At 54.3% G+C, this 22,930-nt stretch carries 18 protein-coding genes; 1 reads left to right on the forward strand and 17 read right to left on the reverse strand.

All coding sequences use genetic code 11. The features are described 5' to 3' along the window. Window positions 1–3 precede the first annotated feature (3 nt). From rnr to E2980_RS15540, 12 genes are all read right to left on the reverse strand, one after another. A complete protein-coding gene (gene rnr, locus E2980_RS15485) occupies window positions 4–2,895 on the reverse strand; it encodes a ribonuclease R (protein ID WP_135153132.1) in 2,892 nt (963 codons plus the stop codon). Window positions 2,896–3,068: 173 nt separating this feature from the next. Beyond that, window positions 3,069–4,769 (reverse strand): glycerol-3-phosphate dehydrogenase/oxidase, encoded by a 1,701-nt coding sequence (locus tag E2980_RS15490; protein ID WP_276322283.1) that lies wholly within the window; start codon window positions 4,767–4,769, stop codon window positions 3,069–3,071. Window positions 4,770–4,928: 159 nt separating this feature from the next. Continuing rightward, a complete protein-coding gene (glpK, locus tag E2980_RS15495; protein ID WP_135153090.1) occupies window positions 4,929–6,422 on the reverse strand; it encodes a glycerol kinase GlpK in 1,494 nt (497 codons plus the stop codon). Continuing rightward, window positions 6,423–6,992, reverse strand: a complete 570-nt coding sequence (locus tag E2980_RS15500) for a glycerol-3-phosphate responsive antiterminator (protein WP_135153091.1) — start codon at window positions 6,990–6,992, stop codon at window positions 6,423–6,425. 7 nt (window positions 6,993–6,999) lie between these two features. Then, window positions 7,000–8,043 (reverse strand): LacI family DNA-binding transcriptional regulator, encoded by a 1,044-nt coding sequence (locus E2980_RS15505; RefSeq protein WP_135153092.1) that lies wholly within the window; start codon window positions 8,041–8,043, stop codon window positions 7,000–7,002. A gap of 24 nt (window positions 8,044–8,067) precedes the next feature. Next, window positions 8,068–10,056 carry a beta-galactosidase gene (locus E2980_RS15510; RefSeq protein WP_135153093.1) on the reverse strand — a complete coding sequence of 663 codons (1,989 nt, stop codon included), beginning with the start codon at window positions 10,054–10,056 and terminating at the stop codon, window positions 8,068–8,070. A 23-nt stretch (window positions 10,057–10,079) separates the two neighbouring features. Then, a complete protein-coding gene (locus E2980_RS15515) occupies window positions 10,080–10,904 on the reverse strand; it encodes a carbohydrate ABC transporter permease (RefSeq protein WP_135153094.1) in 825 nt (274 codons plus the stop codon). A gap of 1 nt (window position 10,905) precedes the next feature. Further along, entirely contained in the window at window positions 10,906–11,754 is an 849-nt protein-coding gene (locus tag E2980_RS15520; RefSeq protein WP_135153095.1) for a carbohydrate ABC transporter permease, read from the reverse strand. Between the two features lie 81 nt (window positions 11,755–11,835). After that, complete coding sequence (locus E2980_RS15525; RefSeq protein ID WP_135153096.1) at window positions 11,836–13,158, reverse strand: ABC transporter substrate-binding protein; 1,323 nt, start codon at window positions 13,156–13,158, stop codon at window positions 11,836–11,838. A 378-nt stretch (window positions 13,159–13,536) separates the two neighbouring features. Then, a complete protein-coding gene (secG, locus tag E2980_RS15530) occupies window positions 13,537–13,773 on the reverse strand; it encodes a preprotein translocase subunit SecG (protein ID WP_115994885.1) in 237 nt (78 codons plus the stop codon). Between the two features lie 143 nt (window positions 13,774–13,916). Continuing rightward, window positions 13,917–15,101, reverse strand: coding sequence for a GNAT family N-acetyltransferase (locus E2980_RS15535; RefSeq protein ID WP_135153134.1), 1,185 nt, complete (start codon window positions 15,099–15,101; stop codon window positions 13,917–13,919). Between the two features lie 170 nt (window positions 15,102–15,271). Further along, a complete protein-coding gene (locus E2980_RS15540) occupies window positions 15,272–16,036 on the reverse strand; it encodes a sugar phosphate isomerase/epimerase family protein (RefSeq protein WP_135153097.1) in 765 nt (254 codons plus the stop codon). A gap of 226 nt (window positions 16,037–16,262) precedes the next feature. Here E2980_RS15540 and E2980_RS15545 point away from each other — a divergent pair, with 226 nt between their 5' ends. Continuing rightward, on the forward strand, window positions 16,263–16,844 hold the full coding sequence (locus E2980_RS15545; protein WP_135153098.1) for a dihydrofolate reductase family protein: 582 nt from the start codon (window positions 16,263–16,265) through the stop codon (window positions 16,842–16,844). Window positions 16,845–16,925: 81 nt separating this feature from the next. On the opposite strand, the gene eno is transcribed toward E2980_RS15545, so the two are convergent. The 5 genes from eno to gap form a co-directional block, all read right to left on the reverse strand. Then, a complete protein-coding gene (eno, locus tag E2980_RS15550; protein ID WP_135153099.1) occupies window positions 16,926–18,218 on the reverse strand; it encodes a phosphopyruvate hydratase in 1,293 nt (430 codons plus the stop codon). 35 nt (window positions 18,219–18,253) lie between these two features. After that, window positions 18,254–19,789 (reverse strand): 2,3-bisphosphoglycerate-independent phosphoglycerate mutase, encoded by a 1,536-nt coding sequence (gpmI, locus tag E2980_RS15555; RefSeq protein ID WP_135153100.1) that lies wholly within the window; start codon window positions 19,787–19,789, stop codon window positions 18,254–18,256. Window position 19,790: 1 nt separating this feature from the next. Next, window positions 19,791–20,546: a triose-phosphate isomerase gene (gene tpiA, locus E2980_RS15560; protein ID WP_135153101.1), complete on the reverse strand. Its 756-nt coding sequence runs from the start codon at window positions 20,544–20,546 to the stop codon at window positions 19,791–19,793. A gap of 12 nt (window positions 20,547–20,558) precedes the next feature. Continuing rightward, window positions 20,559–21,740 (reverse strand): phosphoglycerate kinase, encoded by a 1,182-nt coding sequence (locus E2980_RS15565; protein ID WP_135153102.1) that lies wholly within the window; start codon window positions 21,738–21,740, stop codon window positions 20,559–20,561. Between the two features lie 161 nt (window positions 21,741–21,901). Further along, window positions 21,902–22,912 (reverse strand): type I glyceraldehyde-3-phosphate dehydrogenase, encoded by a 1,011-nt coding sequence (gene gap / locus E2980_RS15570; protein ID WP_135153103.1) that lies wholly within the window; start codon window positions 22,910–22,912, stop codon window positions 21,902–21,904. Window positions 22,913–22,930 lie beyond the last annotated feature (18 nt).

Below are 22,930 nucleotides of genomic sequence, written 5' to 3' on the forward strand. Positions count from 1 at the left end.
GGCTTACTCTTTAGGTTTTCTGCTTCTGGGAGCTTTCTCTCCGCTTTGCTTCGGAACGGAGGCATCCGCGCGGGTGAACGGCTTAGGAGCGCGTTTCGCACGATCTCCACCGCCGCCTTTACGAGAGCCGGAGGAAAAGTCCCGATCCGTGCCATCATCCGCGTCCTTCGGATAATTGCCCGAACGCGGAAGGCCCCACATATCGAGCTTGCCGCGTCTAGCCGGAGCCGCGCCGCCATTAGTCGAACCAACGGCATTTCCGCCTGATCTCGATCCCAGCGACGCCGCTGGAGTTACGCTAGGCACCGCGGTTACGTTAGGCACCGCTGTACCTGCAGAGCCGCTCGAGCCCGCGGCTGCGCCATCCCCGCCACCTCTGTTCCTACGCTTCGGAGCACGGTCCCCAGCTTCCGTCACCGGGATGCCTGCCGGTTCGATGGTAATGCGCGGCTCGGAATTCTCTTTGTTCCCCGACTTCTTCTTCCGTTTGCCGCTTCCAGGTGCGCCAACAATTGTAGGCGCGACGCTGCTATTCGCGCTACGGTCGTCCGAACGCCCGCCTTTAGCGTTGCGGCCATCGCCGCCACCTTTGCCCGGCCTGCCGCCGCGATCGGAACCGCCGCGTCCGCCGGCGCCATTACCGCCGCCGCTACCGCCTACGCCGGCGAACTTGCCCGCCGCATTGCGCTTCTTGCGCTTGCGGTCGAATCCGCCCGGCCCGCGCGCGTCGACGAAGCTTACGCGGCTTCCGCTGCGCGACTTCATGTCCACCATCTCGAAATCGATCGTGTGGTCGCTCATGTTAACCCGGCCAACGCGAATTTTCACTTCGTCGCCGATCCGGTAGATCTTCGACGTACGCTCGCCGATCAAAGCCATATGCAATTCGTGGAAGTGATAGTAATCGTCCGTCATATCGCTTAGACGAATAAGTCCTTCCACCGTATTTTCCAATTCGATGAACATCCCGAAGCTCGTCACGCCGCTAATAATCCCGGTGAATTCTTCTCCGATCTTGTCGAGCATGAACTCGGCTTTCTTAAGCTTCTCGGTATCCCGCTCGGCATCGACCGCTACCCGCTCGCGCTCGGAAGATTGTGAAGCGATATCGGGCATACGCGCATTCAACGAATCGAACCGATTATTCGGCAACGTACCTCCGTTCTCAAGAACCTCGCGCATAACGCGATGGATAGCAAGATCCGGATAACGGCGAATCGGGGAAGTAAAGTGAGAGTAATATTCCGCGGCGAGGCCGAAATGCCCCAAGCTCTCGGCATCGTACTTCGCCTGCTTCATCGACCGAAGCATCATCGTGCTCAGCACGGTTTCTTCCTTCGTTCCTTGGATCTCTTCCAATAAAGTCTGCAACGCGCGCGGATGAACCGTATTGCCCTTGCCGCGTACCGCGTAACCGAAGTTGCCCGCGAACTGCATGAACGTCATCAGCTTCTCGTTGGAAGGCTCCTCATGGATCCGATAGATGAACGGCACCTTAAGCCAGTGAAAGTGCTCCGCCACCGTCTCGTTCGCCGCGAGCATGAATTCTTCGATAATCTGCTCGGCGATCGAGCGCTCTCTCTTGATGATATCGACCGGTTTACCCTGCTCGTCCACGATGACCTTCGATTCCTGGAATTCGAAATCGATCGCGCCGCGGCGCATCCGCATCGAACGCAAACCCATGGCGAGCTCTTGCATCAGCTTGAACGTATCCACCAGATCGGAGTAACGCTCGGCTACTTCCGGATCCTCTTCGTTCAATATTTTGCGAACGTTGGTGTAGGTCATTCTTTCCTTCGTGCGGATCACGCTCGTGAAAATATCATGGCGAACCTGCTTCATCGTGCCCGGCTCGAATTCCATCTCGCACGACATCGTCAGCCGATCAACTTGCGGATTCAAGGAACAAATTCCGTTAGATAGACGGTGCGGCAGCATCGGAATGACGCGATCGACCAGATACACGCTGCAGCCCCGATTATAAGCTTCTTCGTCCAGCTTGGACTTATCGCGCACGTAGTAGCTCACGTCGGCGATATGCACGCCCAATACGAGGTTTCCGTTAGGCAAACGCTCTACGTTCACCGCATCGTCCAGATCCTTGGCGTCCTCGCCGTCGATCGTCACGATGACCTTGTCCCGAAGATCGCGGCGGCCTTGCTGCAAGATCTCTTCCTCAGTGATCGTGTCGGGTGCCGCATCCGCTTCCGCCAGCACGTCTCCAGGGAAGCTCTCCGGCAATCCATGCTTGCGAATGATGCTCAAGATATCGACGCCCGGGTCATCCTTGTGCCCGAGAATCTCGATGATCTCGCCTTCGGCGGCCGCGCGCCCTTCCGGATAAGTAATGATATTCACGACGACCTTCTGTCCGGTCACCGCGCCCTGGAAGCCTTCTCCCCGGATGAAAATATCTTTGTTAATCCGTTTATCATCCGGCACCACGAAGCCATAGCTTTCATGGTTATGGAACAACCCGACGACTTGCGTCACTGCACGTTTGATAATGCGAACGATCTCGCCTTCCAGCTTGCCGTTCTCGTTCTTCGCGGACACCCGCGCAAGCACGATATCTCCGTTCATCGTGCCCTTCAGATCGTTGGCATGAATGTAGAGATCGGGGTGCTCCTTATCGTCCGGGATTAGGAAGGCAAAACCCTTCGGATGGGTCTGAATCCGTCCCCTTAGCAAATTCATCCGTTCCGGCACGCCATAGCGATCCGTACGGGTCAACAGAATCTTGCCGTCTTGCTCCATTTCGGTGAGCATGCGAAGAAAGGCCTTGAATTCAGCCGCGTCTTCGATGCCGAAATGTTTCTCCAATTCCTTGTAAGTCAACGGTTTATAAGCGGTTTCCCGCATGAAATCGAGCAACTCCTGCTCCGTGCACATCGGCATCCGTATCACCTCGTCTTACGTATAGTATACACCAATTCCTTTATCGGCAACCGGATAAGCGCCTTCATAAGCATTCAAGCAAAAACCGCCCGGGCAACCTCTCGCCCAGACGGTCCTTTTCCATATTGTACCTCATTCCGCTGCCATTCGACTAGCCGGGCTTGAAATCAGACGACCGGAGTCACGGCTTCCTCGATCAGCCGCGCCATCTCCGTCCCTAATATTTCCCTCTGTTCTTCGTTCCATCCGCATAACTCGGCCATGGCGGAATGGACGGAATCTCTATATTTTCCAACGAACGCCCGGTCGAAGAACAGCCTCCCCGTCCGACGAATCCAGAAGTCCTCCGGCTTTACGGCGCTCTCTTCCGCGATCGCGTAGATAAGCTCTGCGGCGAGATCCAAGGGCAAATCGTGCCGTTTGGCGAATTCCCCGGAGTTGGCCGCCGATAGAAAGAGCTTATTGACATTCGAGCCGTACTGACGCGCAAGCCGCTCAGATTGTTCCCTTCCGAGTCCGTAAGCCACCCCTTCTCCGATTCGTTCCTTAACGAACTTTTCGAACTGGTCAGAACCCCCGACGTCTCCTCCCGAGATCGCCAACCGCTTGGAGATGCTTGAGCGGGTGAGCTTCCGCCCTTCCGCTTCCATTAATTGTCCGATACGGTTCACGACCGACTCCGCCATTTTCCGATAGCCGGTCAGTTTACCGCCGGCGATCGAGATGAGCCCCGATGGCGACACGAAAATTTCGTCCCGACGCGAAATCTCGGAAGGATCCTTGCCCTCCTGTTGAATCAGCGGCCGCAAGCCCGCCCAACTGGATTCCACGTCCGATTCGGTCAGATGCAAGCTTGGGAACAGGTTATTCGCCGCTTTCAGCAAATAAGCACGATCCTCTTCCGTCATTCGGGGGCGGGCGACGTCCGCGGCATAATCGGTATCCGTCGTGCCGACGTACGTCTTGCCCGCGCGCGGAATGGCGAACACCATCCGCCCGTCCGGCGTATCGAAGTAGATGGCCTGGCTCAGCGGGAACCTGCTCTGGTCGAACACGAGATGAACCCCTTTGGTCAAGCGCAGCGTCTTGCCTTGCTTGGAGCGATCGATCTCCCTAAGGGAGTCCACCCAAGGTCCGGTGGCGTTGACGATCTTGGACGCCCGGATCTCGTAGCTTTCTCCGCTGATCCGATCGCGAACGACCGCGCCGACCATTTTTCCGTCTTCATAGAGGAAAGATTCCACCGCGGCGTAGTTGGCCGATTGGACGCCCCGTTCCACCGCTCTCTTCATGACTTCTATAGTGAGGCGCGCATCGTCGGTACGGTATTCCACGTAATACCCGCCCCCCAGAAGACCTTCCCGCTTTAGCAGAGGTTCCTTTATTAGCGTATCCTTGGCATTGAACATTTTGCGCCGTTCGCTTCTCTTGACTCCCGCCAGAAAATCGTAGACCCGAAGTCCGACCGACGTCATGAACGGCCCGAACGTCCCGCCCTTGTATAGCGGGAGCAACATCCATTCCGGCGTAGTGACATGAGGCCCGTTCTCATACACGATCGCCCTTTCCTTGCCCACCTCGGCGACGACGCCGAACTCGAATTGCTTGAGGTACCTCAAGCCGCCGTGCACGAGCTTCGTTGAACGGCTTGACGTGCCCGCGGCGTAATCCTGCATCTCCACGAGTACCGTCTTCAACCCTCGCGTTGTCGCATCGAGCGCGATGCCCGCCCCCGTAATGCCTCCTCCTATAACCAGCAAATCCGCATGGCCAGCGGCCATTGCGGCTAACCGGCTTCGGCGATTCTGCGCGGAGAATCCTCCTTCGACATCCGCATTCGTAGTCGTTCCCATCGTATTGTTCGTCATCTGTAATCCTCCTATTGCTGTTTATTATTCCATCATTTCATCCGCGGAAAACAAAAAACCACGCCAACGACTTTCCGTTCCCCAATGGGGGTTCGCGAAAGTCTTGTCGTGGTTTCTCCAGGTCTCCAACCGATATTAACTTATATGTTCACTATAGCACTATTCGTTCTTGAACGCCATAGCCGCGCGGACGGCCCGCAACCAGCCTCCGTGAAGCTTCTCCCGTCTCTTATCGTCCATTGCCGGTTCGAAGACTCGCTCGATTTTCTTTAACCGGCGTATTTCTTCTTTCCCGCTCCAGACGCCGACCGCTAAACCCGCCAAGTAAGCCGCCCCTAGCGCCGTCGATTCGTGCACCGCCGGTCTCTCGACCGGGACGCCCAGCATATCGCTCTGGAATTGCATCAGGAAAGCGTTCATGACCGCTCCGCCATCGACGGATAATGCCTTCAACCGCATGCCGGCGTCGATCTCCATAGCGGACAGGACGTCTTTCGTCTGGTAAGCGAGAGACTCCAGCGTGGCCCGGACCAGATGCGCCTTGTTCGTGCCCCGCGTCAGGCCAAACACGGAACCTCGTACCTCGCTATCCCAATGCGGCGTTCCAAGCCCTACGAACGCGGGTACGACGTAAACGCCTTCGCTCGAATCCACGGAGTCGGCCAGCGCTTCGGATTCGCTAGCCGACTTGATCAGCCCCAGCCCGTCCCTCAGCCATTGAATAGCCGATCCTCCCACGAATACGCTGCCTTCCAGCGCGTATTCCGTCACGTCGCCGATCTGCCAAGCGATCGTCGTCAGCAGGCCATGGGAGGAGGTTTTGGCTTCCTCGCCGGTGTTCATGAGCATGAAGCAGCCGGTCCCGTAAGTATTCTTCGCATCTCCCGGCCGGTGACAACCCTGCCCGAACAGCGCCGCTTGTTGATCTCCTACGATCGATGCGATCGGAATTTCTTCTCCGAGAAGCTCCGCATCCGTCACTCCGTATATCTCCGAGGTCGAACGGACTTCGGGGAGCATCGCCTCCGGAATCCCGAGAATATCCAGCAACTCCAGGTCCCAGCGGCGTTCGTGAATGTTGTAGAGCAGCGTTCGGGAGGCGTTGGAGGGATCCGTCACATGGACGCGGCCGCCGGTCAGCTTCCAGACGAGCCAGCTGTCGATCGTTCCGAACAACAACTCTCCGTTAACCGCCTTCTGCAGCGCGCCTTCCGTTTCCCGCAGCATCCAAGCCACCTTCGTCCCGGAGAAATACGGATCGAGCAGCAGCCCCGTTTTATCGCGAAACAACGCTTCATGCCCCGCTCGCTTCAACTCTTCGCAGAGGCCCGCCGTCTGCCGCGATTGCCAGACGATGGCGGGCCGAATCGGCTTGCCGGTCGCGCGGTTCCAGACGACCGCCGTCTCCCGTTGGTTCGTGATGCCGATCGCCGACACCCGGCCTTGCTCCAATCCCGAACTTCGCAACGTCTCCCTGGCGACTTTTAACGTCGACCGCCAGATCGCTTCCGCGTCTACCTCCACCCAACCCGGATGCGGATAATTCAGGGAGAGATCCTCGCGGGAAATATGAGAGATATCGCCCGCGCGGTTAACGAGCAATGCCCGGGTGCTCGTCGTTCCCTGGTCTAACGCCATAATATAAGTTTCCAATCAGGTTCCTCCTCTCCCGAAGGAAGGTTTCCATAACTCCTGCCTTGAAGTCGTAATGGCTGCCGCACCCGCGGCAAACGCGTCTTCCATCTCCCGCGACGAACGAATCAGGCCGCCCGCGATGACGGGCACTCCGGTTCGCTCGCGCACTTCGGCGATCAGATGCGGCATAACGCCAGGCAGCATCTCGACGAAATCCGGTTTCGTCTTTACCGCCAGCTCCACGCTCTTATCCAAGGCGTCCGAGTCGATGACGAACATTCGCTGAATCGAGATGAGCCCGTTCTGCTTCGTCTTCTGAATGACGGATACGCGAGTGGAGATCAGGCCCGCCGGACGAATCTGCTGGCAGAGGAACTCCGCGGCGTATTCGTCGTTCTTCAGCCCGTCGATCAGATCGGCGTGCAGCAATATTTTCTTTCCGTTCCGCTCCGCGAACTCTACGATCGGACGCAGCGCGCCGATTCGGCCTCCGAGCAGAACGAGATATTCGTAGGAGGAAGCGAGCAGCTTCTCCAGCTCTTTCATCTGCTTGATCGCGGGCAATACCCGCTGGTTGCCGAATGGCATGCGTATATCACTTCCCTAGAGTCTGAATGGCGCGCTTGGGGCGGGGCGGAGAACAGCTCTTGCGCACTGTCAAGACCGTCGGCAGAACAATTTTCTTGGCGATCTCGCGTTTGGCCCCGAACCGGTCCGACAGCAACTCGACGGCCGTTTCTCCCATATATTCCATATGGACCTTCATCGTCGTGAGCGCAGGCTGCAGGAAAGCAGAAATCGCGATATCGTTGAACCCGATAACCGATACGTCTCCCGGCACCTTCAGCTTTGCCTCGTGCAAAGCCCTTAACACGCCCGCCGCCATCGAATCGTTTTCCACGAAAAATGCAGTCGGCATTGCGTCATCGCTTGACACCAGCCGCTTCATCAACTCATAGCCGTCTTCCGAGAACAAATTCTCGCCAGTATAAATATAAGAAGGATTAAACAAGTTCTTCCGGGAAAGCCACTCGATGAAGACGAGTTCCCGATCATCTTGCACCTGTCTTTCGTTCACGCAGTTATGGCTGCCTATATAACCGATTTCCGTGTGTCCCAATTCCGTCAGATAGGCTAGAATCTCCCCTACCGCCTTGCGGAAATCGAGCACGACCGAATCGTATCGGCTATCGTCCGGAGAAGAGTCGACGAATACCAAATTATCCATATCCGCAGGAAACCGGACGATATCTTCCTTGTCGAACCGGCCGATGGCGATCATCCCGTCCAGCGGTTCGCCGTTCCACTCCAATGGGCGGGAGTCGTGCAGGAACAGCTTCGCCCATTCGATTTTCCGATGGAAGCACTCTCTCTCCACGCCGAGCCGTACGGCCATGTAATAGGGGTCCAGCATTTCTTCGCGCTCCGAATACCAGCTGACGAGCCCGATTCGATATCTATCCTTGACGACGGAATGGTTGCGTTCCCTCGGCGTCTTGTAATTCATGTCTTGGGCAATCTCCAGAATCCGTTTGCGAGTGTCGTCTCCTACCGATAGGGACGGGTCGTAGTTGAGCACCCTCGATACGGTCGCGATCGACACGCCAGCGCGCAGGGCAATCTCTTTAATAGTCGCCATCTTCTTTGTTTCCTTCCCTCGCGCTTAACCTCTGCCTGCCGCCTCCGCTTTCATAATGAAGCTTGCATAGGGCGGCAGTCGTGTTCCCCGGAAGCTTTTCTCTTCAGGAGTATGGTTAAGAACGAACCAATATTCCGATCCGCGGGCATACACTTCGACGCCCGGTTCACTTTCAATATGACAGATCTCCCTAGCGTTGACAATGGTTTGCGCCAACGCATCCAGTACGTCTTCCGCCAGTCCCCCGCCCACGTAGTAGACGTCGCCTTGACCGTAGGAATTGCGCGTGACGGCCGCTTCCGAGAAGAAGGGATCCTCATAGCGATAGAGAACATCCGCGGTCGTCGGCAGGAGCAGATCGCGCCATACCTCGCATGAAGAGCGAGCCGGCCATTCGGCAGCGGGCGGAGAAGCTTGCGAAGCGCCGGCTTCCCGGACGATCGGAACCGATCTGCCGATCGATAACGCTTCGGAGGCTTCTACCCTCACGCCGCAAAGCGTCGCAACCGTTCCCGGGAAAGGGCGCCCGAAATAAACGTTGTTGTTCTTATCCCTCAAGCCCGTCCGGAACGAGAACACGACGGTTCCGCCGGCTGCGGCGAATGCTTCCAACCGTCCGGCCAACCGTTCGTCCACAATCTGCAACGCCGGAATCAACAGCACCTTATAACCCGCCTCGGAGAAATCCCGGTTCGCGGGAATGACGTCGATCGCGCAATTCAAGCGAAAGAAAGGATCGTATAAGCGAAGCAGCTCGTTCGTGAAATCGAACGCCTCGCTCTGCCGTTGGGAACGCCACGACCAGACGTTGTCGTAATCGTATAAGACCGCGACCTCGGCCTTGATCTCTGTTTGCAACAAATCCGCGTAAGGGGCGATTTCCGTGAATACGGATTGCGCTTCCTTGTATTTACGCCCTTGCTGGTTATCGTGATCGACGATGCCCAGGCAGAATTGCTCCGCCCCGCGGTTCATCGACCGCCAGCAAAAGTAGAGCATGTCCGAACAACCGTGCGCGAACGCTTGGAACGACCACATCTTCGCTTGATTTGGACGCGGAAGATATCCGATGACGTCATGGCCTTGCGCGCCCATCAACTCTTCGACGATCCAGAAATTTTTGCCTTTCAGCCCGCGGTTGAAATCGTGACCCAAGGCAATAGCCGCAGGTGTAATCGGCTCGGCGAGCCCTCCCCATACCGGATAATTGTCGTAGGAGACGAAGTCGAGCGCTTCCGCCTGCTCCGCGTGGTCGAACCATTTGCCGAAGAAGCCCCCCGACACGTTCGTCGTTACCGTCTGGTGCTCGCCTTTGCTAGCGCGGACGATTGCAGCCATCTCTTCGGCATAGCCGTTCACGGACCGCGAACGGAATCGCGCCCAGTCCAATTGCAACGACGGATTGTGCGTCGTGATCGTCTTCTTCGGAATCGGTATTTCATCGAACCCGTTATAGGTCTGTCCCCAGAAAATCGTTCCGTAAGTCTCGTTCAACGCGTCGATGTCGATATATTTGTCTTGAAGGAATTTTTGAAACGCCGAGTGGCATTGACCGCAATAACACATGTCGCTGCCTTCGTGACCGAGTTCGTTGTCGATCTGCCAGGATATGATGGATGGCTCCGAGCGGTAATGCTCCACCAGCTTACGGGTGATGCGCCCGCTATATTCGCGGTATTCCGCCGAGTTGAAGCAATATTGGCGGCGACCGCCGAATACCCGGACGCTCCCGTTCTCATCCTCGGAGAGGATGGTTGGATGCTTCTTCGCCAGCCATGCGGGAAAAGTGGCGGTCGGCGTGCCGAACATGACCGCAAGGCCTTTCTCCTTCGCCCGGCGAACGATTTCGTTGAAGAAGGAGAAATCGAATTCTCCTTCCCGCGGTTCCATCCGATGCCAAGCGAACTCGCCGATGCGCACTATGTTCGCGCCGAGCCGCGCAATGCCTTCCAAATCCTCTTCCACCAGCTCTTCGGGCCAATAATCCGGATAGTAATCTACGCCTAAATACATGATGTGTCTCTCCCTCTAACCGGTTATTCTTTAACGGAGCTGCCCAGCATGCCGGATATGAAATGCTTCTGCAACAGCAGGAAAAACAAGATGATAGGTCCGGTCGCCAGCGTGACGCCGGCCATAACCTGCCCGTAATCTATTCGCGATAGCCCGAACAAGCTCGATAATGCGACGGGTAACGTGTACATTTCTTTGGTCTGTGCCGCAATGAGCGGCCACAGGAAGCTATTCCACTGAAACATGAACAGGAAGATCGCAGTGGCCGCGAGCGCCGGCTTCACCGAAGGCAGAATGATGCGCGTAAACAAGCCCGCCTCGCTTACGCCGTCGATTCGGCCCGCTTCCATCATCGCGTCCGGAACGGCCAGCATATTTTGCCGCATAAGGAAGATCGCGAACGGATAAGCCAGGTTGGGCACGATCAGCGCTTGATACGTGTTCAGCCAACCCCATGCCGCCATCATTTTGAACAAGGGAATAACGAGCGCATGGTACGGAACCATCATCGATAACAAGAATACGGCAAACAGGACGTTACGGCCTTTGAACCGGAACTTGGCGAAAGCGTACCCCGCCATCGTGCAGATCGTCAGGCTGAGCGCCGTGTAGACGATGACGACGAAGAGCGAATTGCCCATGACCCGCCAGATACCGATCGTGTCGTTCAGGTTCGAGAGGTTCTCGATGAACTTGCCGCCCGGCAATAGCACCGGAGGTTTGGAGAACACTTTCCCGCTTTCATTGGTGGAGGCGATTGCCGCCCAGTAAAAAGGAAACAGCGATACGATGGCACCGATTAACAAGCCTACGAATAGAAACAGCGAGGTTATCCGATTGGTTTTCATTTTACTCATCCCCCGTCAGCTTGAATTGCACGAACGATAGGATGGCGATCAACAACACGATGACGTAAGCCAACGTAGAGGCATATCCGAAATCGTAGTAACGGAAGCCGGTCTGATACAGATACATCCCGATGGATAACGTCGCGTCGCTCGGACCGCCTTTGGTCAACGTATACGGCTCGTCGAAAAGCTGGAGTGTTCCGATCGTCGACAGGATTGCCGTGAACAGGATGACCGGCTTAAGCTGCGGCACGGTCACGGTGAAAAACTGCCTCAGCTTGCTCGCGCCGTCCAAGCTTGCCGCCTCGTAGAGCGATTCCGGAATGTTCTGCATGGCCGCCAAGTAGATGACCATATTATAGCCGGCCCATCGCCAGGTTATGGCAAGAATGAGCGCCGCCTTTGCCCATAGAGGGTGAGATAGCCAAGGAACGCCGTTCAAACCGATCGCTTGCAGCGCTTGATTGATTAAGCCGTCGCCCATGAGCATGATCGAGAAAATAATCGAATACGCGACGAGCGAGGTGACCGCCGGCATGAAGAACGAAACACGGAACAAACCTTTGAAACTTTTGGCTGTATTTAAGAAAGTCGCCAGCACGATGCTGATCGTCAGCATGAGCGGCACTTGGATAATCAATATCACGAAAGTATTCTTAAGAGCCGTCCAGAAAATCTCGTCTTGAAACAACCGCCGGTAATTGTCGAGCCCCGCGAACTCGAACTCTCCGCCTACGCTCGTCTGAAAGCTCAGCAAGAAGGAGTAGAGAATGGGATAAACCATGAATACGGCAAATAAGACGATTGCCGGCGTTAAAAATAAATAAGGCACGTAAGACTTTGTTCTCATGACTTGCCCTCCCTGGTGAAATAGAAAAAGAGCGAGAGATTCGGGCCTGCGCCCGAATCTCCCGAACCTCTTCGTAAGTCTTTAACCGTTGTTTACCGCACGTTTCGTCCGATCCGCCAATCTTTCCGCCGCCTCTTTCAGCGCTTTGGCCGGATCTTTGTCCATGAATACGTGCGCTTGCGCTTTGACCGCCTCGTCCATCGCCATCGCGTAGTCCTTCGTGTAGTACGGCGTCGGAATGTTAGCCATCTCGTCGCCGAACAGCTTCCAGATCTTCTGTCCGCCGAAGAATTCGTTGTCGGCTTGGAATGCCGGTTCGCTGTATGTGCTTTGCAGCGAAGGGAACAGTCCGAACTTCTCCATCGCTACCGCTTGTACCGCGCTCGTCGTGGAGAAGTACTCCATGAAGCCGTACGCCGCGTCTACGCGCTCGGAATCCGCGTTGAGCATCCAACTGCTTCCGCCTAGATTAGCCGCTCGGTTGCCGCCTTTCTCGAACGCAGGCAACAGGAACACTCCCCATTTGCCTTTCGTGTCCTTCGCTTGGTCAATGATCGTGCCGTAATACCATGCGCCGAACGGAATCGTAGCGACGGAACCGTCGACGGTAGCCGATACGATGCCGTCCCAGCCGTTAACGTCCTTCACGAGGTCCGCGTCGCCAAATTTCTTAAGCGTGGCCATCGCTTGAACGACTTTAGGGTTGTTAAAATCGATGTTGCCGTCTTTGTCGAAGTAATACACGCCGAGCTCGTTCATCATCATGCGGAAGTTGGCGTCGTCCTTGAACTTATCCGCGGGAAGCGCGTAAGCGCCCGTCTTGCTCTTGATCGTCTGGCCGGCGGCTAGGAAATCGTCCCAAGTCTCGATTTTCGTCGCGTCTACTCCGGCTTTCTCGAAGATGTCCTTGCGGTAGAACATGCCCGTCGGGCCCGCATCGAACGGGAAGGCGTAGAACTTGCCGTCTTTGCTCGTCAATTCTTTCTTGAAGGCAGGGAATTGGTCGGCTTTGGCGTCGAAGCCTTTGTCGGACAAATTCTGGAACCCTTTCGGGAACGCTTCGAGGTAACCTTGGATGCGATCGTCTTCGACGAGCACGATATCCGGAAGTCCGGATCCGCCGGCCGCAAGACCGGTGGATAATTTATCGTATACGTCCAAGCGGCCGATATCTTCGACTTTGATGCTCACGTTCGGGTGATCCTTCTGGTACATCGTCATCGCTTCATTCAGCGCGCCGACGTTCACGTTCCACGCCCATGCGGTCAATTCGACTTTCTCTACGTTATTGTCGCCAGTTCCCGGAGTAGCCGCAGGCTGATTATTGTTGTTCGCACCCCCACAAGCGGTTGCAATCAACGAAATTCCGAGCATTACAGTAGATAGCTTCATCCATTTCGACATTTTAAAGCTCCCCTTTTAATAAAATTTTACCTTTTTTCTCTTTGTGCCTTTGAACAAGTGCCATTCAACTTGAAAGCGTTTGCTGACAATCATTATCTTACTCATTTTTTTACTAAAAATCAATCGTTATTTTACTAAAAATTTTTCCAATTACGGTTTTCAAATTTTATTACTGCCTATTCCTTGCCTTAAAAGGGAGCTCGAGTCCATCTGAATACATCCATATGTTTCCCCAAAAATCGAAAACAACATGTTTTTATGCCCGAATCGCGCAAAAAAAGACCGCTAAGGAAACATTCTTCCCTGGCGGTCTTCAACGGTCTCTATGGACTTATAAAAAAAGACAGGAAGCTCGCGCTTCCTGCCCGTTCTCGATTATTAGTTCTTAACGAAATAAGCGACTACCAAAGAAAGGATAAAGAAACCAACCGCTAAACCGATCGTCAGGCGTTGCAGGAAAAGGTCGATTCCACGAGCCTTCTGCTTGCCGAACAAGTGCTCAGCTCCACCGGAGATAGCGCCCGACAAACCTGCGCTCTTACCGCGTTGAAGCAGAACGACCGCAATCAGTCCCAGCGAGAATATAACCAGAATTATTTTAAGAACGACGTCCATCGCTTACACCTCCCAAATCCTAACTCACCCGGCATGCCATCTTGGACGGCTTTCCGAAAACAGTATTCTTATATTAACATACCGCCCGGCAAGTTGACAACCTTAACTATTTTCTGTTTTCTGCGAGACAATGGGACTTCCGATCAGAAAAAGTCCATCAAATGCGTCGTCCGTTCCGGAATCCTCCGTTCCAACTGCGCCGCATCCTCCGTGGAACCGCCGCTGATCCGTCCGACTTCCCGTAACAAGGACGGCTTCCGATTGCCGATCAGCATCGCCGTCAGCGTTTGAATGTCGCATTTCAATCCACCGCTGCTCTCGGCCGCAATCCCTTCCAATCTCTCCAATCTACCCTCGCCACTCGCGCTCAACATCAGCCTAAACGCCCCATTGTTCCACGGCGCATGCGCGTCCGACAGAGTCAGCACGACAGCTTCCTCCCGCTCCCCCGGCATCCATGGGTACTGCTTAACGAATGCTTCCGCGTCCACGATGCGAGACATGAAATACGGGATGACTTCCTGCTTGATCCGAGGATCGGCTAACAGGAACGGAAGCGGATCGTCGATGGCCGTGATCGTCGTTACTTCCGCAACCATAGAGTCGTGGTTGCCGACGAACGTCCATAACCCTACGCGGGATGTTTCGCTTGTGCTCGCCCAATCCTGAATCGTCAGCATGTTGCCCTCGACTTGATAGAACACGTATCCCTCGGCAACATCGTGCTCGTTATAATAAACAGCCACTTGGCCGCCCTTCGTCAGGATTCGGTTCTCCCACCAGTCCTTCTCCCGAACTAGCGTCCCGCTATAGCGCGAGGCGTAAGCCGAATAAATACCGTTCAACACCTCGATATCCGGTTTCGCCATGCGTTTCACCTGTCCGGGAGTTTGCGTGCGGGGCGGAAGCTGGCGCGTCTCGATCGTGTACTTCTTGCGCTCGACCGTCATCTCATAACCGTATCTGCGGTAAAAAGAAAAGGAAAAAGGGTGCAGCATACTGACGGTTTGCCCATTGTTCTTCATCGTCTCAAGGGCGCGAACGAGCAACTGATTTACGCAGCCCTGCCTTCTTGCTTCCGGCCAAGTCGCGACTCCGGCAATCCCGCCCATCGCGAACGATTTGCCTTGAATCCAAGTTTCCAATGGCAGCAGCAATAACGCCGACAGCAGACGGCCATTTTCATCGAATGCGCCCCAATCTTGCTCAGGTCGGAACGTAAGACGCTTGGACTCCTTCTGCTCCGGCGTTAAACGATATTGAAAGGCGAATTGTGATAATGCCGTTCGTTCCTCGAAATCATCTTCTCGCAGCTGTCTGATTTCCATGCCCGCACCGTCCTCTTCCCTTTTTTCCGCAAGCATAAACAGCTGTCGCCGTCCTTGGGATGGCGACACAGGTTTATGTCGGAGACGATTCAGAAATGGATAGCGAAATTTAATACATTCTGAATCGTGTAAAAAAGCCCGGCTTCCGCCGAGCTTCCGCGTTTATTCCATTATAACCAGCCGCGTTCCTTAAACCAAGCGTAATTCAGCTTCGCGCTCTCGAGCGAGGATACGTCATAATGCTCTTGCTCGATGATGACGTATTCTACGCCGGATGCTTCGCAAGCGGCCAACGCTGAATCCCAATCCACCGTACCTTTGCCGATCTCGGTATCGTTGCCGTCCGCTTTGAAGTCCTTCGCGTGAACGACGGGAAGGCGACCCGCGTACTTTTTCACGTATTCGGCAGGGTCTTGACCCGCTACCTTCACCCATCCCAGATCGAATTCCGCGAACAACAGGTCTGACGGAATGCGGTCGAAAATATGATCAATGATGAGTTTGCCTTCGACGGGCTTGAACTCGAACGCATGGTTGTGGTAACCGAACTCTAGGCCGGATTCCTTAACGATCTTCGCCGCTTGCTCCAAGTCGTCCGCCATTTTGTTCACTCCGGCTAACGTAGGGTTATCGCCTAACGGATAATAAGGAACGATAAAACGTTTCAAACCAAGCTCCAATCCGTACTCGACTTGCTTCTTCAGATTATCCCAGATGGCAGGATCGCCGACGGTCAAGTTCACGTGCGCGGAAGGAGCGTTCAGGCCCGCGTCATCCAACGCTTTGCGAACTTCCTTGGCGGAATGGCCATAGTAACCTGCCAACTCCACGTTGCGGTAACCGATTTCGCCGATCTCCTTAATCGTTGTCAGGAAATTCTTCTCGCTGCGATCTCGAACGGAATATAACTGAATGCCCACTTGCGGTTTGCTCATTTTATTCCCACCCATCATTATGATTAGTTTCAAGTCTTCTCCACCCTATTATAGGCTTATGAATGCGTAATCACGATAAGGGTTTTTGTCCTCTTTGTATGCATTTTGGAGATTGCGGATTTCTATTTAATAAAATGGAACAACTGGAACGGTTCACAAATATGCAATATGTGGTAGAATAAATACGAACCAGTGTTCTTACCATTCGCGAAGAAGGGGGATCATGATGGGCAAAGTTATCCTGGACATCACGATGTCTTTGGACGGATTTATAGCGGGGCCGAATATCAGTTCTAAATTGCCTTTGGGAGAAGGCGGGCTTCGTCTCCATGACTGGATATTCGGGGCCAAGACCGACAAGGACGACATGATCCTGCAAGAGCTAACGGAGACTTCAGGCGCGGTTATCCTTGGCAGGCGCACGTACGACGATGCGATAGAGGATGCCTGGGGAGGGGTCTCTCCCTTCCATGTGCCCGCCTTCGTCGTTTCCGGGGAAGAACCGGAAGAGGCCATAGGGGACTCATCGTTTATCTTCGTTACGGACGGGATCGAGAGCACGATCCGGCAGGCCCAAGCCGTCGCGGGCGACAAGAACGTCTGGGTGATGGGCGGCGCTAATCTCGCGCAGCAATACATAGAAGCCGGACTTCTCGACGAGATGCAGATTCACGTAGCGCCCGTTCTATTATGCAAGGGGACTCCATTGTTCAAGTATATCGGCATCGACCTTATCGAACTCGAAAGCACCCGGGTGTTAGAGACCCCGGGCGCGATACATCTTAGATATCGCATCGTTAAACCTTAGCAACGTAAAAAAAGGACGGACCGTGCCTAAGCACAAGGGTCCGTCCTTCTTGTTGTTGTCGATTTCATGAGCGAGTGCGAATTACTTGAAGTTTTTAAGATTGTAGAACGCTTTTTTGCCGCCGTAGATTGCAGTAGCGCCCAAGTTGTCTTCGATGCGAAGCAATTGGTTGTATTTCGCGACGCGGTCGGAACGGGAAGGTGCGCCCGTTTTGATCTGACCCGCATTCGTGGCAACCGCGATGTCGGCGATCGTGCTGTCTTCGGATTCGCCGGAACGGTGGGAGATAATCGCCGTGTATCCAGCGCGTTTCGCCATCTCGATAGCGTCGAAAGTTTCCGTCAACGTACCTATTTGGTTAACTTTAACGAGGATGGAATTTCCTACGCCTTTCTCGATACCGTCAGCCAGACGCTCCGTGTTCGTTACGAACAGATCGTCCCCGACGAGTTGTACTTTGCCGCCCAATTTCTCGGTAAGCAATTTCCAACCTTCCCAATCGTCTTCGGAGCAACCGTCTTCGATCGTGATAATCGGATATTTGTCAACCCAACTAGCTAGCAGATCTACGAACTCGGCAGGCGTATAGGATTTGCCTTCGCCTTCAAGGTGGTATTTGCCGTCTTTGAAGAATTCAGTGGAAGCAACGTCCATACCGAGGAATACGTCAACGCCCGGTTTGAAGCCCGCTTTCTCGATCGCTTCGATAACCGTCGTGATCGCTTCTTCGTTGGAACCGAAGTTAGGAGCGAATCCGCCTTCGTCGCCTACGGCGGTGTTAAGGCCTTTTGCTTTCAATACGCTCTTGAGGGAGTGAAAAATTTCGGCGCCGGTACGAAGAGCTTCCGCGAATGTAGGAGCGCCAACCGGCAAGACCATGAACTCTTGTACGTCAACGTTGTTGTCCGCATGCGCGCCGCCGTTGATGATGTTAAGCATTGGAACCGGCAACGTCTTCGCGTTGAATCCGCCAAGGTATGTGTACAACGGAATGTCCAAAGCTTCCGCAGCAGCGCGAGCCGTTGCAATGGATACCGCTAGGATTGCGTTAGCTCCAAGCTTCGCTTTGTTAGGAGTACCGTCGATCTCGATAAGCTTCTGATCGATAACGACTTGCTCAATGGCATCGTATCCGATGATTTCAGGAGCGATGATCATATTTACGTTCTCAACGGCTTGCAGAACGCCTTTACCAAGGTAACGGCTCTTGTCGCCATCGCGAAGCTCTACCGCTTCGTGCGCGCCAGTAGATGCGCCGGATGGAACGATTGCGCGGCCCAGTGCTCCGGATTCCAAACGTACTTCAACCTCAACCGTCGGATTTCCGCGGGAGTCCAATACTTCGCGTGCATAAACATCAGAAATGATTGTCATGAGTAACACTCCTTTAATGGGGTTTAATTTTTAATTTAAATAATCAAAGATTTGCCGGTCATCTGCACGGGCTGAGGAAGCTGCATCAATGTAAGGATCGTCGGCGCTACATCCGCCAGGATTCCTCCTTCGCGAAGCGTATGCCCCGCTTCGGTCACGATGCAAGGAACAGGGTTAGTCGTGTGAGCCGTGAACGGACGCTCGTTATCGTCGGTGACCATGTCAGCGTTGCCGTGGTCGGCGATGATGACGCAAACTCCGCCTTTGGCCGTAACCGCATCGACCACTCTTCCGAGGCATTCGTCCGTCGCTTCCACCGCTTTGATCGTCGGCGCAAGCATACCGGAGTGACCCACCATGTCCGCGTTAGCGAAGTTCAGGACGATCGCGTCATGGTTCTCCGCATTGATCTCCTTTACCAGCGCTTCCGTGACTTCGTAAATACTCATCTCCGGCTTCAAGTCGTAAGTAGCGACCTTAGGCGAATTGATGAGGATCCGCGTTTCGCCTTCCAGGACATGATCCCGTCCGCCGCTGAAGAAGAACGTCACGTGCGGGTACTTCTCCGTCTCGGCAATCCGGAGTTGCTTTTTCCCATGCTGCACAAGAACCTCGCCTAGGGTATTATCCAATTCCTTAGGCTTATACGCAACGAAACCGCCAACCGTTTCCGCGAATAGCGTCATGCAGACGAAATACAGGTTCTTAGGAAAGCTCGGCCCGCGATCGAACCCGCGGAAGTCTTCGTTCGTGAACACATTCGATAGTTGAATGGCGCGATCGGGACGGAAGTTGAAGAAAATAACCGAATCCTCCGACTCCACGAGACCAACCGGCTTACCGTCCGCTCCTACGATTACTGTCGGCATCACGAACTCGTCGTATACCGACCTCTCGTAAGACTCCTTCACCGCTTCGATCGGATTGACCGAAGTCGGTCCATCTCCGTAGACCATTGCGCGATAGGATTTCTCCGTCCGTTCCCAGCGCTTATCGCGATCCATTGCATAGTAACGGCCTTGGATCGTCGCGATCCTGCCTATGCCGAGCTCTTCGATCTTGCTTTGCAATTGGGTTAAGTAGCCGACCGCGCTATCCGGGGATACATCCCGTCCATCGAGAAAAGCATGGATGTAAACTTGGTCCAGTCCTTCCTTCTTGGCCAGTTCCAACAAAGCGAATAGATGAGCGATATGGCTGTGTACGCCGCCGTCGGATACCAGGCCGTACAGATGAAGCTTCTTGTTGTTCGCCTTCGCGTGCTGAACCGCGCCGAGGAGCGTGGAGTTCTCGTAGAATTCTTGGTCGCGAATCGACTTGGAGATTCTCGTGAGATCCTGATACACGATCCGGCCCGCGCCGATGTTCAGATGCCCGACCTCGGAATTGCCCATCTGGCCTTCCGGCAATCCCACCGCTTCCCCGCTCGCCGTTAAGGTCGTATGGGGAAAGGTTTTCCAGAGCAAGTCGAAGTTCGGTTTGTTGGCTTGCGCAACCGCGTTTCCGTGGGTGCTTTCGCGCATTCCGAAGCCGTCTAGAATAATGAGAGCTACCGGTCTTGGTGCTGCCATCTTACTTCGCCCCTTCTACTAACGCCACGTAAGAAGCCGGCTCCAAGCTAGCTCCGCCGACTAAAGCGCCATCGATATCGGATTGGCCCATGTACTCGGCTACCGTATTCGGCTTAACGCTTCCGCCGTATTGGATGCGGATCTTGCCGGCGACTTCAGCGCCGAATAGTCCGGCAACGACGCCGCGGATGTAGCTAGTCACTTCATTCGCGTCTTCGGATGTCGAGGATTTCCCCGTTCCGATAGCCCAGATCGGTTCGTATGCGATAACGGATGTTGCGACTTGCTCGGCAGTCAATCCTGCAAGGGCGCCTTCCGTCTGCACGCGAACGACTTCTTTCGTCTGGCCGGCTTCGCGCTCTTCGAGCTTCTCGCCTACGCAGATAATCGGAGTCAGGCCGTGGCGGAATGCAGCATGGGCTTTCTTGTTGACGATCTCGTCCGTTTCGGCAAAATATTGACGGCGTTCCGAATGACCGATGATGACGTAGTGAACGCCAAGGTCCTTCAAGAACAATCCGCTGATTTCACCTGTGTATGCGCCATTGTCTTCGAAGTGAAGGTTCTGAGCGCCAACCTTGATCGTAGTACCTTTTACTGCTTCAACCAAAGCGGGAAGCGCCGTGAACGGAGCGCAGATAACGCTCTCCACGCCAGCAACCTCTGCTTTGCCCTTAACCTCGGCCACGAAAGCCGCAGCTTCGCCTGCCGTTTTGAACATTTTCCAGTTACCCGCGATAATCGGTGTTCTGCTCATCTTCGTTCACCTCTATTTGTCGTTTAGCGCCACGACGCCAGGAAGGACTTTGCCTTCCATGAATTCCAGCGACGCTCCGCCGCCCGTGGAAATATGGTTCATCTTGTCCGCTAGCTTGAACTTCTCCGCCGCAGCCGCGGAATCTCCTCCGCCAATAACGGTGTAAGCATCCGTCGTTGCGCAAGCTTGAGCAACGGCAAGAGTACCGTGTGAGAATGGCTCGATTTCGAATACGCCCATCGGTCCGTTCCAGACGACCAGCTTGGAGCTCTTGATGACATCCGCGTAGATCTCGCGAGTTTTCGGTCCGATGTCGATGCCTTCCCAATCCGCCGGGATAGAGTCGGTATCTACGATTCGGGTGTTAGCGGAAGCGCTGAATTTGTCCGCTACCACGATATCGACCGGGATGTAGAAGTTTTTGCCGAGCTGCTTCGCCTTCTCGATGAATCCGAGGGATTGCTCCAGCTTGGAGTTGTCGAGGAGGGATTTGCCGATTTCCTTGCCTTGCGCTTTGAGGAACGTATAGGAAAGTCCCCCGCCGATAATGATATTGTCCGCGATTTCGATCATTTTATTGATGACGTCGATTTTGTCTTTCACCTTGGAGCCGCCCACGATAGCCGTGAAAGGACGTTCAGGGTTGTGCAACGCTTTGCCGAGTACATCCAGCTCTTTCTCCATCAACAGGCCGGAAACGGCCGGAATGTGATGAGCGATGCCTTCCGTAGAAGCGTGCGCACGGTGCGCCGCGCCGAAAGCGTCGTTTACGAACAAATCCGCCAATGCGGCAAAAGCTTTTGCCAATTCGGAGTCGTTGCTTTCCTCGCCCGGGTGAAACCGCACGTTCTCGAGCAGCAGTACATCGCCGTTTTTCAGCGCGCCTACCTTCGCTTGAACGCTTGTGCCAACGACTTCATCGGCTTTGTTTACTTGCTTGCCTAGAAGGTCGGACAAACGCGCCGCAACCGGCGTCAAGCGCAACTCTTCCACGACTTCGCCTTTAGGACGACCTAAGTGGCTGGCGAGGATGACTTTTGCGCCTTTTTCGATCAAAAATTTGATTGTCGGCAACGTTTCGCGGATACGCGTATCATCCGTGATCGCTCCGTTCTCGAGCGGCACGTTGAAATCTACCCGGACAAATACCTTTTTCCCTGCAACATCGACGTCTCTTACGCTTTTCTTGTTCAAGAGTCAAACCTCCTCGGGTGGCTGTAAATCCCCGGGCGCAAAGCTAGGCTCCATTGATGAGAACCAGCCTCGAGTCCGTCACGCATAATTAACTCATTGCAAAAGCGTGTCCCGGTTCGCTGGGCAACCCGGGACGTTAGCTTTATTTTCATAAAATTGTCTTACAGACCTTTGCTTGCAATGAATACAGCCAAGTCAACAACGCGGTTGGAGTAGCCCCACTCGTTGTCGTACCAAGAGATAACTTTAACCATGTTGCCTTCGACAACCATAGTGGACAACGCATCGATCGTGGAAGAAGCAGGATCGCCGTTGTAGTCGCTGGAAACAAGCGGCTCTTCGGAGTAGTTCAAGATGCCTTTCAGAGGACCGTCCGCAGCGGCTTTCAGAGCCGCGTTCACTTCTTCAACCGTAACGTTTACTTTTAATTCCGCAACGAGATCCGTTACGGAAACGTTAGGAGTCGGAACGCGCATAGCCATACCGTTCAATTTGCCTTTCAGTTCAGGCAATACGAGGGAAACGGCTTTCGCAGCGCCAGTGGAAGAAGGAATGATGTTCTCAGCAGCCGCGCGAGCGCGACGCAAGTCTTTATGCGGAACATCCAGCACGCTTTGATCGTTCGTGTAGGAATGGATCGTAGTCATCATGCCTTTAACGATTCCGAATTGATCGTTAATGACTTTAGCGAAAGGCGCTAAGCAGTTCGTCGTACAAGAAGCGTTGGAGATGATGGTATGTTGAGCCGGATCATATTTGTTTTCGTTAACGCCGATAACGATCGTGATGTCTTCATTGGTAGCAGGCGCGGAGATAATAACTTTCTTGGCGCCGCCTTTCAAGTGAAGCTCGGCTTTTTCTTTGGATGTGAAAATACCCGTGGATTCAACCACGATCTCTGCGCCTACGGAAGACCAAGGCAAGTTGCCGGGATCGCGCTCTGCGAATACTTTAACCGTTTTGCCGTTTACGATAAGCGCGCCTTCGCCCACTTCAACCGTTCCGTCCAATTTGCCGTGAGTCGTGTCATATTTCAGAAGGTGTGCAAGCGTGTTAACGTCCGTCAGGTCGTTGATCGCTACGATTTCTACGTTCGGGTTTTTCAGAGAAGCGCGGAATACGTTACGTCCAATACGTCCAAATCCGTTAATACCCACTTTTACTACTGCCATGATTTGTTCCTCCTTAGA

Origin of the sequence: Cohnella luojiensis (assembly GCF_004564235.1) — a bacterium.
Taxonomy (GTDB): Bacteria; Bacillota; Bacilli; order Paenibacillales; family Paenibacillaceae; genus Cohnella; species Cohnella luojiensis.

Excerpts from the sequence above, each read along its gene's own strand:
- rnr (WP_135153132.1), bottom strand. The coding sequence starts at position 2,895 with ATGTGCACGGAGCAGGAGTTGCTCGATTTCATGCGGGAAACCGCTTAT.
- E2980_RS15490 (WP_276322283.1), bottom strand. The coding sequence starts at position 4,769 with ATGACGAACAATACGATGGGAACGACTACGAATGCGGATGTCGAAGGA.
- E2980_RS15500 (WP_135153091.1), bottom strand. The coding sequence starts at position 6,992 with ATGCCATTCGGCAACCAGCGGGTATTGCCCGCGATCAAGCAGATGAAA.
- E2980_RS15505 (WP_135153092.1), bottom strand. The coding sequence starts at position 8,043 with ATGGCGACTATTAAAGAGATTGCCCTGCGCGCTGGCGTGTCGATCGCG.
- E2980_RS15510 (WP_135153093.1), bottom strand. The coding sequence starts at position 10,056 with ATGTATTTAGGCGTAGATTACTATCCGGATTATTGGCCCGAAGAGCTG.
- E2980_RS15515 (WP_135153094.1), bottom strand. The coding sequence starts at position 10,904 with ATGAAAACCAATCGGATAACCTCGCTGTTTCTATTCGTAGGCTTGTTA.
- E2980_RS15520 (WP_135153095.1), bottom strand. The coding sequence starts at position 11,754 with ATGAGAACAAAGTCTTACGTGCCTTATTTATTTTTAACGCCGGCAATC.
- E2980_RS15525 (WP_135153096.1), bottom strand. The coding sequence starts at position 13,158 with ATGTCGAAATGGATGAAGCTATCTACTGTAATGCTCGGAATTTCGTTG.
- secG (WP_115994885.1), bottom strand. The coding sequence starts at position 13,773 with ATGGACGTCGTTCTTAAAATAATTCTGGTTATATTCTCGCTGGGACTG.
- E2980_RS15535 (WP_135153134.1), bottom strand. The coding sequence starts at position 15,101 with ATGGAAATCAGACAGCTGCGAGAAGATGATTTCGAGGAACGAACGGCA.
- E2980_RS15540 (WP_135153097.1), bottom strand. The coding sequence starts at position 16,036 with ATGAGCAAACCGCAAGTGGGCATTCAGTTATATTCCGTTCGAGATCGC.
- E2980_RS15545 (WP_135153098.1), top strand. The coding sequence starts at position 16,263 with ATGGGCAAAGTTATCCTGGACATCACGATGTCTTTGGACGGATTTATA.
- eno (WP_135153099.1), bottom strand. The coding sequence starts at position 18,218 with ATGACAATCATTTCTGATGTTTATGCACGCGAAGTATTGGACTCCCGC.
- gpmI (WP_135153100.1), bottom strand. The coding sequence starts at position 19,789 with ATGGCAGCACCAAGACCGGTAGCTCTCATTATTCTAGACGGCTTCGGA.
- tpiA (WP_135153101.1), bottom strand. The coding sequence starts at position 20,546 with ATGAGCAGAACACCGATTATCGCGGGTAACTGGAAAATGTTCAAAACG.
- gap (WP_135153103.1), bottom strand. The coding sequence starts at position 22,912 with ATGGCAGTAGTAAAAGTGGGTATTAACGGATTTGGACGTATTGGACGT.